The 12,507-nt window shown below is 38.6% G+C and carries 14 protein-coding genes and 1 pseudogene; 6 read left to right on the top strand and 9 right to left on the bottom strand.

Translation table 11 applies throughout. From position 1 onward, the window contains the following. The first annotated feature begins 17 nt into the window (after nt 1-17). Nucleotides 18-1,001 carry a metal-dependent hydrolase gene (locus tag J2Y03_RS17815; RefSeq protein WP_310196250.1) on the top strand — a complete coding sequence of 328 codons (984 nt, stop codon included), beginning with the start codon at nt 18-20 and terminating at the stop codon, nt 999-1,001. 56 nt (nt 1,002-1,057) lie between these two features. On the opposite strand, the gene J2Y03_RS17810 is transcribed toward J2Y03_RS17815, so the two are convergent. The 3 genes and pseudogenes from J2Y03_RS17810 to J2Y03_RS17800 all read right to left on the bottom strand — a co-directional run bounded on the left by J2Y03_RS17810 (nt 1,058) and on the right by J2Y03_RS17800 (nt 3,112). Next, a complete protein-coding gene (locus J2Y03_RS17810) occupies nt 1,058-1,450 on the bottom strand; it encodes a cytochrome-c peroxidase (protein WP_310196393.1) in 393 nt (130 codons plus the stop codon). Nucleotides 1,451-1,492: 42 nt separating this feature from the next. Beyond that, nucleotides 1,493-1,762: pseudogene (locus tag J2Y03_RS17805) on the bottom strand (cytochrome-c peroxidase); the annotation flags it as partial. 72 nt (nt 1,763-1,834) lie between these two features. Then, a complete protein-coding gene (locus J2Y03_RS17800) occupies nt 1,835-3,112 on the bottom strand; it encodes an alkaline phosphatase (protein ID WP_396954221.1) in 1,278 nt (425 codons plus the stop codon). Nucleotides 3,113-3,367: 255 nt separating this feature from the next. Here J2Y03_RS17800 and J2Y03_RS17795 point away from each other — a divergent pair, with 255 nt between their 5' ends. Then, on the top strand, nt 3,368-4,144 hold the full coding sequence (locus tag J2Y03_RS17795) for a GNAT family N-acetyltransferase (RefSeq protein ID WP_310196245.1): 777 nt from the start codon (nt 3,368-3,370) through the stop codon (nt 4,142-4,144). 33 nt (nt 4,145-4,177) lie between these two features. On the opposite strand, the gene J2Y03_RS17790 is transcribed toward J2Y03_RS17795, so the two are convergent. Continuing rightward, nucleotides 4,178-4,591, bottom strand: coding sequence for an acyl-CoA thioesterase (locus J2Y03_RS17790; RefSeq protein WP_310196242.1), 414 nt, complete (start codon nt 4,589-4,591; stop codon nt 4,178-4,180). A gap of 165 nt (nt 4,592-4,756) precedes the next feature. On the opposite strand from J2Y03_RS17790, the gene J2Y03_RS17785 reads away from it, so the two are divergent. Both J2Y03_RS17785 and J2Y03_RS17780 read left to right on the top strand, forming a co-directional pair. Beyond that, entirely contained in the window at nt 4,757-5,458 is a 702-nt protein-coding gene (locus tag J2Y03_RS17785; protein WP_310196239.1) for a GNAT family N-acetyltransferase, read from the top strand. A 503-nt stretch (nt 5,459-5,961) separates the two neighbouring features. Beyond that, the gene (locus tag J2Y03_RS17780; protein WP_310196236.1) at nt 5,962-6,447 is read left to right on the top strand and encodes a hypothetical protein; all 486 of its coding nucleotides are present in this window, start codon (nt 5,962-5,964) and stop codon (nt 6,445-6,447) included. Between the two features lie 74 nt (nt 6,448-6,521). On the opposite strand, the gene J2Y03_RS17775 is transcribed toward J2Y03_RS17780, so the two are convergent. Genes J2Y03_RS17775 through J2Y03_RS17755 form a run of 5 tightly spaced genes read right to left on the bottom strand, consistent with a single transcriptional unit; the run spans nt 6,522 to nt 10,501 of the window. Next, nucleotides 6,522-6,827: an antibiotic biosynthesis monooxygenase family protein gene (locus J2Y03_RS17775; RefSeq protein WP_310196234.1), complete on the bottom strand. Its 306-nt coding sequence runs from the start codon at nt 6,825-6,827 to the stop codon at nt 6,522-6,524. Between the two features lie 48 nt (nt 6,828-6,875). Further along, nucleotides 6,876-7,826: a siderophore ABC transporter substrate-binding protein gene (locus tag J2Y03_RS17770; protein ID WP_310196231.1), complete on the bottom strand. Its 951-nt coding sequence runs from the start codon at nt 7,824-7,826 to the stop codon at nt 6,876-6,878. Between the two features lie 20 nt (nt 7,827-7,846). Then, nucleotides 7,847-8,608: an iron ABC transporter ATP-binding protein gene (locus J2Y03_RS17765; RefSeq protein WP_310196228.1), complete on the bottom strand. Its 762-nt coding sequence runs from the start codon at nt 8,606-8,608 to the stop codon at nt 7,847-7,849. After that, complete coding sequence (locus J2Y03_RS17760) at nt 8,605-9,555, bottom strand: iron chelate uptake ABC transporter family permease subunit (RefSeq protein WP_310196226.1); 951 nt, start codon at nt 9,553-9,555, stop codon at nt 8,605-8,607. Before J2Y03_RS17760 ends, J2Y03_RS17765 begins: the two co-directional genes overlap by 4 nt. After that, nucleotides 9,548-10,501, bottom strand: a complete 954-nt coding sequence (locus tag J2Y03_RS17755) for an ABC transporter permease (protein ID WP_310196224.1) — start codon at nt 10,499-10,501, stop codon at nt 9,548-9,550. Before J2Y03_RS17755 ends, J2Y03_RS17760 begins: the two co-directional genes overlap by 8 nt. Before the next feature lie 500 nt (nt 10,502-11,001). Here J2Y03_RS17755 and J2Y03_RS17750 point away from each other — a divergent pair, with 500 nt between their 5' ends. Next, nucleotides 11,002-11,745, top strand: coding sequence for a C39 family peptidase (locus J2Y03_RS17750; RefSeq protein ID WP_310196222.1), 744 nt, complete (start codon nt 11,002-11,004; stop codon nt 11,743-11,745). Between the two features lie 26 nt (nt 11,746-11,771). Then, nucleotides 11,772-12,308 (top strand): redoxin domain-containing protein, encoded by a 537-nt coding sequence (locus tag J2Y03_RS17745; protein WP_310196220.1) that lies wholly within the window; start codon nt 11,772-11,774, stop codon nt 12,306-12,308. Nucleotides 12,309-12,507: the final 199 nt, after the last annotated feature.

The following is a 12,507-nucleotide window of genomic DNA, read 5'->3' as shown; positions in this document are numbered from 1 at the left end:
TGTAAGGGGGAAATCAAATGGACACAGTTTCTCACGTTATTTTTGGCTTTGGCCTTGGTGCTCTTGCTCAAATTGACCCTGTGATTTCAAGCGATAGCACCTTATCAACAGCTGTCCTTATTGGATCCGTAGTGGGTTCTAATGCACCTGATGTTGATTTCATGTATCGTCTCAAAGGGAAAAGCTGTTATTTTCGAAATCACCGGGGGTTGTCACATTCTCTTCCTGCCATTCCTATTTTGTCCTTACTCCTTTCAACTTTCATACTCATTCTCTTCCCGGGCACCTCTTTTTCCCACTTGTTTTTCTGGACATTACTTGCTGTAACCTTCCACGTCCTTTTTGATATTTTTAATGTAAATGGGACACAAGCATTACGCCCATTTTCTTTAAAATGGATTTCTTTAGATTTCCTGCCCTTGGTCGACCCCTATATCATTATGATTCATATTCTAGGATTCAGCCTGCTGCCCTTCTATCCCCCGGGTAGTGTTTTTTCTATCATTTACCTTGGAATCGCATTTTACCTTTTGATTCGATTGATATCCGCACTACTTTTAAAAAGGAAACTTAAACTGCATTTTTCAAATGCACTCCAAATAAAATTGATTCCTAAAACAGCACCATTCAAGTGGAGCGTTCTAATTGAAACGGATATGGATTTTTTATTTGGGTCATATTCGCAAGGCGACTTATGGGTAGAGCACACTTTCTCCAAAAAAATTGACTACCCGGAATTAGTTTTATACAGCAGTAAGGACCCAAAGGTTGATTACTTTCTTAGGAGTACTCATTATGCCTATCCGTTTGTTCAAAAAAGAAAAAGCGGTTATTTCATCTATTGGAAAGATCTTCGTTTTCGGAATAAGAAATTTTTTCCTAAGCTTGCTATTATGTTCATTTCCTTAGATAACCAAAAACAGGTTTCTTATTCCGGGAAACTATTCTCTATTAAACATTACAAAAAGGTAATGAAGGACTTGGCGGCTTCTATAAAATAAAATCCTGAGCCACTTGCGTTTTTTGCCCACAACGCAGGGTGGCTCAGGATTCTTTGTTATGGAAGTTCTGGTTTCGTAAAAACTGGCGGCTCCCCGCCTAAGGTTTTTAAAAACGCTAATAAATCTGCCTTCTCTTGATCTGTTAAACCTAGAGGACTCATAAATTTTTGCATAAAAAAGCTCTTATTTAGGTGATTATCCCCGCCACGGTCATAGTAATCGATTACTTCTTCAAGAGTTGCAAGACTGCCATCCCGCATGTAGGGTGCAGTGTGGGTTATTCCATATAATCCAGGTGTACGAATTCTCCCCAAGTCCCCTTCTTCTCCGGTAACGGCTTGTCTGCCTTTGTCCTCAGTATTGAGGCCAATATTGTAAAAGTTGTTATCAGAAAGTTTCGGTCCATTGTGGCAGGTCACACAATATGCTTTTCCTATAAACAATCTCAAGCCGCTGATTTCTTGTTTGGTTAATGCGTTCGTATCACCTTCAAGAAACCTGTCATAGGGTGTTTCCTTTACAACAATTTGCCTTTGAAAGGCTGCAAGAGCTTTTGCAATATTTTGTTCGGTGATTCCATCGTTAAAAGCAGCCTAGAATCGTTCTTGATATCCTTTAACTGCAGATAACTCATTAATGAGTTCATTTAGGGGCTGGTTCATCTCATCAGGATTTTGAATGGGTCCCAGTGCTTGCTCTTCTAGGGAGGCGGCACGACCATCCCAAAAGTTTGTGGTGTAATAGCCAGCATTTATAAGCAAACATTACAAAGAGCTGCCTAACAACTGTCCGCCTGAGATGGACATTGTCCACGAGCGGTGACAGGCACCAAATTATTTCAGTATATCAAAGATGATTTTTGCATGGTCGGTGTTGTCAATTTGACCTGCGAAGCGTTTGCTTCCTGGTCCGTATGCATAGACGTTTACGTCTTCGCCTGTGTGCCCGCTGGTTGTCCAGCCTGTGAAGGACCGGATGTTTATAATTTCTTCAATGGCGTTGTCTATGTTTTTTGCTTTCATTGTTCTAGCTGCTCTTTCTACTGATTTTATTTCATTTTTTGTTAAAGGAAGGTCGATATACTTCGTTAAGGTTTCTTTGACCGCTGCTCCCTTGACTATTTCTGCAGCTATAAAATTAGGTGTGCGCTTAACAGCCTTTATCACAGAAGGAAACCAATTATATTGCCCCTCTGCACCTATTGTGAATCCCCCGGTTGAATGATCAGCTGTTGCGATGACTAATGTTTGTCCATCCTTTTTCGCAAAATCAATGGCCACTTTAAATGCCTTCTCGAAATCTTCCATTTCACTCATAGCTCCAACAATATCATTGTCATGTGCTGCCCAGTCAATCTGACTTCCTTCGACCATAAGAAAAAATCCATTTGGGTTCTGATTTAATCGCTCTAATGCAGAAGTTGTCATATCGGCTAAAGAAGGTGTTTCTTTTGACCGATCAATCATTTTCGGCAGACCGCCTTTTGAAAACAACCCTAACACCTGGGTATTATGGTCGTTTTTCATCCCTTCAAGGTTTGTTACATAGCTAAAGCCATCTTTAACAAACTCCTCTACAAGGTTCCTATCTTTACGGATAAACCAATCTGAACCTCCGCCAAGCATTACATCAATTTTATGCTCACCGGATACTAAATCCTGATAATACTCATCAGCAATCGCAGCCATGCTTTTCCGGTGGGAAACATGAGCGCCAAAAGCGGCAGGGGTGCCATGGGTAATTTGCGCGGTAGCAACAAGCCCTGTTCCTTTCCCTTTTTCCTTTGCTCTTTCCAGAACTGATTTCAATTTTGAGTGATTAGTTCCAATCCCGATTGCCCCATTATAGGTTTTTACACCGGTTGCCATTGCTGTTGCTGAAGCTGCCGAATCTGTTACACTATGCCTTGAATCATTCGGGAAGGTTGTCTGTTGACCAACAAGATATGGTCCAAACTCTGTTGATTCAAGTTCTATAGTAGTTGGATTGTCTTTTAAATAGCGGTATCCTGAAGTGAATGATACGCCCATCCCATCACCAATTAGAAAAATAATATTTCTACTATCACCACTATTAACATCTGCCTCAATTGACCTCATAAAGGTTCCCATTAATAAAATGCTAATAACAACTGGAAAAACCCATCTCCCATGCCGTTTCATGGACATATTGCCCCCCTCAATTTTCCTGAATCAAATGTATTTATTATGGATTTAGAAAGTTGAAATTATCCATTATCCACATCATCCTAAGCAACTCGCAGACTTCATAAAAAAAAGGTTAAAATAAAATAGCTGCCTAACAGGAAAAAATCTCTATATGCTAGAATATGTACCTATAGAATTACTTCTCAGAGGAGACCTTTAATGAAGAGTGATGAAATACTTGATCTTTTTAATAAACATTTACGGATTGATATTATTGAACCTGACTCTCGAAGGGAGCAGACCGATTCTGTTATCAGGAAGGTGTCCTTAACGAACGAACCTGGGTTTATAACTTATTCCAATATGAATGAATCAAACGCTGACCGTGTCATCGAAGAACAAATTGCTTATTATAAAAAATTAAAACAGCAATTTGAGTGGAAGGTATATGATTACGATAAGCCATCAGATTTAAAGGAAAGATTGCTAAAAAAAGGGTTTACAATAGAAGAATCAGAGGCACTCATGATTTCTGATTTAACTAAGGAAAATCTGTTACTTGATATACCTGTTCAGCCAGAGATAAGAAGAATCATAAATGAACAGGAAATCTGGGATATTATGAAACTCGAAGAAGATGTTTGGAGCGAGAATCATCAGGATTTAGGTCAGCGTCTTGTTCGGGATTTTCATGACAGTACTGCTCACCTTTCCCTCTACGGAGCCTTCGTTAATGGGAAAGTAGTCAGTGCTGCTTGGATGTATCTTCATGAAGGGACACCATTTGCCAGCCTTTGGGGAGGTTCAACCCTAGCCAATTATCGGAAAAAGGGCTATTACAGTTCCCTTTTAGCCATTCGTGCACGTGAAGCTGCAGCCAACGGTTACCCGTTACTCATGGTCGATGCAAGCCATATGAGCCGGCCCATACTAGAAAAGCATGGGTTTCATTGTTTTGGTCATTCAACACCCTGCATGTCACCAAAGTTTGAATAGGTGAATCGAAAAGATCCCTAAGGATACAGATTCCTAGGGATTTTTTTGTTGCCTATTTAATAGAGTCAAATCCAAAGCGTCAGGAATATCCATAAGATTGCGAATCTCGTTCGGAACAGCAACCTTTGTTCTTTTCTGACGGTCTATGGTTGCCAGCACTACCTCAGCAGATACAGCCAGTTCATCTCTTTGATTCATTACAGTATGCTTAAGAGTAAAGCTAGTATTCCCTACCCGTTCAAGCGAGGTTCTAATTCGCAGCAAGTCCTTGGGGAAGATTTCCTTTTTATAATCTGCACTGATATGTACTACTACGGATTCAACACCTGCGTTAACACTATATTTATACCACTCTGCTCGTGCGTCATCTAAATATTCATTTAGTTTTACATTGCTAACATGATACATATTCGATTCTGCGATAATCTCTCTTTCTGTATAAGCCATGCAATCTACCCTCCATTTGATATTGTATAAGTATTTCTCTGCGTACAATAGGAATACCTGCATAAATATAAAAGCCAGGTGCCCCTTGTTTTTATATATTAAATATTTGTTGTACAATTATAGTGATACCATTATAGATTTGCACATGAGTAAGGCGGGTTTTTCATGACAATTACATGGGATGAAGTTACCATTGATCATTTGCTTCACTTCGAAAAGGTTTTAAAATTATATGATTTAGTATTTCCCATTGAGGTGAGAGAACCCCATGAAGTTTTTATAAAGGGGCTACACTATGCGAAAAATCGAAAGCCGAATAGCTTTCGTTTCTTGTTAGGCTTAGATGGAGAACAACTTGTATCCTTTGCAACTGGACACTATTTAGAGGAGGTAAATGCAGGATTTATTGTTTATATCGCAACAGATCCTCTAGTTAGAAGTAAAGGAGTAGGTTCGAAAACATTAATGAAAATGGAAGAATTATTAAACCAGGATGCAATTACAGCAGGAAACTCCAACCTGGAAGAAATTATTCTTGAAACGGAAACTCAAGATATGGTTCATACAAGTGAGGAAAAAGAAAATTGCGTGAAAAGAAACCAGTTCTTCGAAAGAAATCATTACAAAAAGGTAAACAAAATCATTTACCTGCAGCCACCCTTACATAAGGAACATGAACCAATTCCACTTAATCTCTTTATTAAAAATCTACAAAAGAACGAAACTGACACAGAAACAATTAAAAAAATCATCCATGCGATTTATAAAGAAAAATATTACTTAGTCAATGGGATTAATAAACTTGTACTTTATGACAGTCTACAAAAAATGGAACTAGATAACTATAAAATAAAGCCTGGTCCATAGTGGAACAGGCTTTGTTCAATACTATTTTTCATTATTAGAAAAATCTCATTAAATACCTTTTAAGCCATAAAAAGGTCCCTAAGGAAACTCCCTAGGAACATAGTTTAGTATTTTTTTAACCGGCAGTTTTTGCATACTTTGACGGTTTGGTTGGTTTCGGTTTTATGTGGATATAACAGCTTTATTCTTGTCCTCCCACACAACGGACATGTCCCGCGGCCCCTTGATGGCAGGTAGTTTACCGTTTTGCCTCTATTCCTCTTCGCCATTTCAATCCCCTATCCATAATTAATCTTCTTTCTTTATCTAATGATGGACTGGCACAAAGATTGATAGGCATATAATTGTTTTTTGAAAATTGGTAAAAATTAGTGGAGATTGGTGACAGGCACCGCCCGTGGACACTTTCCACCCCAGGTGGACAATCAGAACTTTTTCCCACATTTTCTTCATACATAGTGGACTTCCGTTGGTTCATATAATGGTCGGGTGGAGGTGGAGTGATGGTGAAGCGCATATTGGCTGTAATGGTGTTTGGGTGTTTGCTTGTTTTGGCTGGGTGTGGGGGACCTGTTCAGGATGACATTTTGAATTATATAAATGAGGATTTGAAATCAGCACAGAACCTCGAAGTGAAGGCTGTTTCTGCGTATGAAGGGGTTGCAGGTGCTAATTACACGGATGATCAAACCATGCATAATGCTCTGGTAACTGCAGTAATTCCAACCTATACAAAGTTACTCAACGAATTAGAGTCCGTAAACATTGAAACAGATGAACTGAAGGAGATTCATGCAATCTACCTTTCAGGAGTACAGAAACAATTCAGTGCCTTTGAAAAGATAATAGAAGCCATCGAAAAGCAGGATTCCAATATAATTGATGAAGCCAATAAACTTTTAGAAGAGGGCCGTCTGCAAATCGAAGACTATAATGATAAGCTTGATGCCCTAGCTGAAGAAAATAACGTAGAAATAGAAAAAAATTAAACGAAAGAGGCTGATACCTAAGGTCATTCCAATCTACCCTCGGTGTAAGCCTCTCTAATTTTAATCCCTAACGATTACCCTTTTACATAGTAAAGGTCATGACTCGATTCAACAATATACTCAGGTTTTTCTGCCTTCGGCTTCGCCTTATGACCGGCAATATGCTCCGGGCTTTTCTCCCAATTTTTCCAATCCTCTTCAGACTCCCAGTTAACCATAACCATTACTTCCTCTTCACCACGGCGAACCTTTTTTACCAGTACCTGCTTCCCTAGGTATCCAGGCTGCTGAGCCAGCAAACCGCCCCGATTAGAAAAGCCCTCAACTACCTGATTACTAAATCCCTCTTTAACCACTATTCTTTTAATTTGATAAAACATCAAAATCCCTCCCTATAAATAAAGCCAGGAATAAACCTGGCTTAAATTTTATAATGCTGCTTCGATTTCTTCAGCCATCATTTTTACAGATTGTAATCCGCCTCCGCTTAAATACCAAGCGTCTGGATCAAGATAGATAACTTTATCTTCTTTAAAGGCCGTCGTCTTTTTCACAAGTTCATTTTCGATTACTTTTTCAGCACCAGCTTCTCCGCCTACAGCTGAGTTACGGTCAATGACAAACAATACGTCAGGATTTGTTTCCATAATGTATTCGAAGGTAATACTCTGACCATGGGTTGATACTTCAATTTTCTCATCTGCCGCACCGAAACCAAATACATCATGAATCACGCCAAAACGAGAGCTTGGTCCATAGGCGCTCACTTTTCCTTCATTTGCTAGGACAATTAACCCTTTTTTATCAAGTCCAGAGGCCTTTTTGTTTAAATCTTCAACGCTCGCTTTAATTTCTTCAACCGCACTTGCCACTTCATCTTTCTTGTCAAAAATTTCACCGACAAGATTCATATTCTTTTCAAAGGACTCCATGTATTTTGTATAATCTAATTCCACATACACAGTTGGAGCGATTTCTGCGAACTGTTCGTATAATTCAGCTTGGCGAGTACTGATAAAAATAACATCAGGCTGCATAGCATGAATCGCTTCAAAATCAGGCTCTTTCAAGCTGCCAACGTTTGTATATTTTTCACCAGCGTATTTTTCTAAATAAGCTGGAATAGTTGTTTGTGGAACACCTGTTACTTCAACACCTAATTCATCCAATGTATCTAAAATTCCGAAGTCAAATACAACTACTTTTTCTGGGTTTTTATCAATTACTGCTTCTCCATACTTATGCTCAATCGTCATCTTTTCAGCTTTCGCCGTTTCCGTTCCTGCTGATTTTGTCTTACTTTCTTCCTTCGCACCACCACAAGCTGCCAATACCAAAATCATTGAAAACATAACTAATAGAAAACTCCACTTTTTCATATACTTATCTCCCCTTATTATTATGATCCAAAATATACACAGATACGGCAGCCATTCATTTGCTGAATCGGAATATCCATATCATAAATTTCTTTTAACGCGGCTGATTGAATAATCTCTTCCGTAGGTCCATCTTTCACGACCCTACCATCCTTCATTGCGACAATTCGGTCGGAATAAACGGACGCAAAGTTTATATCATGGAGTACGATAACAACTGTTTTTCCAAGCTCATCGACCAAGCGACGTAAGATTTTCATAATCTGGACGGAATGCTTCATATCTAGATTGTTTAACGGTTCATCAAGCAAAATGTACTCGGTATCTTGAGCAATTACCATTGCGATAAATGCCCGCTGCCTTTGACCTCCAGATAATTCATCTAAAAAGTTATCCTGCATATCAGTTAAGTGCATATATTCCAGTGATTGTTCGATAATTCGCTCATCTTCCTGCGTCAGCCGCCCTTTCGAATAGGGGAACCTTCCAAAGGAAACAAGTTCACGAATGGTCAGGCGAACATTCATGTAGTTAGACTGTTTTAAAATCGACACCTTTTTGGCAAACTCATTCGACTTCATCTTTTTAACATCCGATTTATCGATGAGTACCTCACCTGTATCTGAATCAAGAAGCCGACTTACCATGGATAATAGTGTTGATTTACCTGCTCCATTTGGTCCGATGAAGCTTGTTATCTTCCGCGGCTGGATATCAACCGTTACATCCTCAACAACCGACTTTTTCCCATATAACTTTGTCAACGCTCGGACTTGTATCATGCAGCTTTCCTCTCCTTTAGCAGTAAATAGATGAAATACACTCCACCAATAAAGTTAATAATGACACTTAGCGTGGTCGAAAAGGTAAAAACTCGTTCGACTACCCATTGCCCGCCAACAAGAGCGACAATACTCATGAGAATCGCACCTGTTATCAGTGTGGTGTGTTTGTATGTTTTGAAAAATTGATAGGACAGATTGGCAACAATTAAACCAAAAAAGGTAATTGGTCCTACTAGAGCAGTCGAGATGGAAATGAAGACTGCCACAATCACCAGCATTTTTTTGACAATCGAATCATACGGAACACCTAAATTAATAGCTGTATCACGGCCTAATGACAACACGTCTAAATACTTTAAAAAACGCCATGCATAAATCATCACAAGTGATACGATGATAATCGCCAGCCAGACTAAGTCTGAATTGATATTATTAAAACTTGCAAACATGCGGTCTTGAACGATTTGGAACTCATTCGGGTCAATCAATACCTGAAAAAAGGTTGAGATACTAGAGAAAAACGTTCCGACTATGATTCCGACTAGTAGTAAAAAGTAGATTGGCTGATTGCCCTTTTTAAATAAAAACTTGTATAAAAGAAGAGCAAATATGATCATTACGACAACTGAGAGTAAAAAATTCACCTGCTTATTGACCATAATCATGTGACCGGAACCTAAAAAGAAAATAATTAAGGTTTGTAGGAGCAGATAAAGTGAATCCAGCCCCATAATGCTTGGTGTTAAGATTTTATTATGAGTAATGGTTTGAAAAACAACGGTTGCGTAGGCAATCGTGACACCCGTTAACACCATTGCTAACACTTTTATCATTCGTTTTGGAAGAGCATATCCAAAACTTCCGTTTAATTCATGAAATAAATAAATGGCACAAACCCCCGCAGCGATCAATGCGAGAATCATCAACTTTACTGAGTTACGCATATGCCTTCCTCCGGAACAGTAAGTATAAGAAAATTCCGCTTCCGATTACGCCAACCATGAGACTGATCGAAATCTCATAGGGATAGATTAGAACTCTTCCTAAAATATCGCAAATAAGAAGGAAGATAGCTCCAAGGAGTGCTGTATGCGGTAAAGTTTTTTGCAAATGATCACCTTTAAAAATCGAAATAATGTTAGGAATAATCAGGCCTAGAAAAGGGATAATCCCTACTGTTAATACAACTGTTGTCGTTACTAGCGCTACTAGGATGAGGCCAATATTCACAATACGACGATAGGCAAGCCCAAGATTTTTTGAAAAATCCTCGCCCATACCAGCTATGGTAAAGCGATTGGCATAGAAATAAGCAATGATTAGGATTGGAATACTTATGTACAGAAGTTCATATCTCCCCTTCATAATCATGGAAAAATCGCCTTGAAGCCAAGCAGACATATTTTGAATGACGTCAGCTCGATACGCGAAAAAAGTGGTCACTGAGGACAAGATATTACCGAACATAAGACCAACTAGCGGAATAAAAATAGCGTCTTTAAACTTAATCCTGTCTAGAATTTTCATGAATACAAACGTACCAGCAAGCGCGAAGGCGAAGGCTACAGCCATTTTTTCAAGCATGGTTGCATTTGCAAATAACAACATAGAGACTAGAATACCAAGCCGGGTTGCGTCTAGCGTTCCAGCCGTGGTCGGCGAAACAAATTTGTTTCTGCTGAGCTGCTGCATAATTAGGCCAGCAATACTCATTCCAGCTCCTGCAAGTAAAATAGCTACAAGCCTTGGAAGTCTACTTATTAGGAAAATCTGGGTTTCCTCCGATTGAACATCTAACAGGTCCATTGGTGATATACTGCTAACGCCAACAAACAAGGAAACAGCAGATAATCCTATTAATGCTAGTAGTAAATATCTTTTCTTCTTCATGGCAGTCCCCAACATTTCTATTTTTCTATGATTATCCCTTAAATGAGAATCATTATCAATAATAAACAAAATGATAGTCAATGAGAATAATTATCACTCATAGACACAATAAATTCAAATGAGAATAGTTTTCACTCATTTACAAAAATAATCGGCATTGAAAATCATTATCAATGTCTTATACATTGATTATAAACAGTGATAATTTTCTCGTCAACAGGTAGTTGAGAACTATTTTCACTCATTTCTGACTATTTTGTGACATATAGAAGGTATTAACCTCGTAAACCTCAATATAGGTATTTTTTGGATTTCTATTTCAAGGCACATTTGAGAGGCAATATCATTGTAAAAGAATCGGGACTTTATCCTTACTTTAATGAAGGAGAATATTATTAATATGAGGAATTAATAGTAATGTAGGAAAAATTAAATTTGACCTTAACAAGCAGCTAAAAATTCAATAGGTTAAGAGATTTATATAAAAGGAGGGATAAAATATGAATAATAATAAACATAAAGTTGCCTTTTTTAGCCTCCTGCTAATCGTACCAATCTTTTATGCCTCACTTGTTCCCTTGAAAACCAGAGCTGAATTTAGATCAGATGTCCATTTAGACCGAACAATCGTAACATATCAAAATGAACCCCTGCTAAAAGAGCGCGTCATTTTAAGTGTTCCAGCTATACAGCAATTCCCAGAACTTCCTAGAGGCTGTGAAGTAACAAGCTTGGCCATGTTATTAAACTTTGCTGGTGTTACAGTTGATAAGCTTACCCTCGCCGATCAGGTCCCTAAGGTTCCTTTCTTAAGCGACGGCTTTTATGGGAATCCCCATCATGGATTTGTAGGAAATATGTATACATATAACGAACCTGGCTTAGCTGTTTACCATGAAGTGATCGAAGACCTTGCAAATCAATACCTGCCAAACAAAATTGATAATATGACTGGAGAACGTTTTTCTGCTGTGCAAAAGAAACTGAACGAGGGTAAACCGGTTTGGGTTATTGTTGGCAGTAAATTTACTTTTTTACCAGAAGAACATTGGGAAACCTGGAATACGACTAATAGAGAAATGAAAATCACTTTCAAAACCCATTCTGTTCTAGTAACAGGGTATGACGAAAGCAGCGTCTATTTTAATGACCCCTTCTATCGTGACCAAAACAGATCAGCTAATTTTAAAGACTTTGTAACCAGCTGGACCCAATTTGGGAGCCAGGCCATATCTATAAAGTAAAAAGATGGTGCCAGGCACCATCTTTTTTGTCTATTTTTTCATTAACCGGGAAACCTAGGAAAGGATATTGTTTCGAGAAAGGAGGAGTTATCTTGGAAGCAACCTTGAATGTTGGGGATGTTGCCCCTGATTTTTCACTGCCTGCAACAACAAAGGACCCCCTCGCACTTTCAGATTACAGAGGCAAAAAGAATGTGGTTGTGGCCTTTTATGGAATGGATTTTACTCCCGGCTGAATTAAAGAAATTTCCTCTTGGAAAGAGGATTACAAAAGGTTTGAACAGTTAGGTGCAGAAGTTATTGGAATCAGTGCGGATCATATTCATTCGCACAGAGTTTTTGCCGCCAGTATGGGGACATTGCCTTATCCTTTAGCTTCCGATTGGCGCAGGCAGACAATCAAAGCCTACAAGGTGTTTAACGAAAAAGGGGAAGTCGCCATCCGCTCGGTCTTTGTTGTCGATAAAAATGGAAGCATTACCTATATAAACACCTCCTTTAAAGCAGACAAGAAAGAAGATTATGAAGCTGTTTTCTCTGAACTTGAAAAGTTAACTAAATAATTTAAGCGAAACATCTCCCGATATAAATTCGAGAGATGTTTTCTACTATTGATACGCCTTCACATTTAGCAAAGTGTTAAGCCGACCCTTTGAATATTTATCTTTTATCATTCTTCAATGATCATAGGCCAATGGCTATCGATGAATATCCCCATAGCTAAAGCTAGGGGTTTCGAAAGAATAGTCTTAAAAAGCACCA

Origin of the sequence: Neobacillus niacini (assembly GCF_031457145.1) — a bacterium.
Lineage (GTDB): Bacteria > Bacillota > Bacilli > Bacillales > Cytobacillaceae > Neobacillus > Neobacillus niacini_J.
The sequence above is the reverse complement of the archived record's forward strand: the minus strand, read 5'-3'. Positions and strand labels throughout refer to the sequence as shown.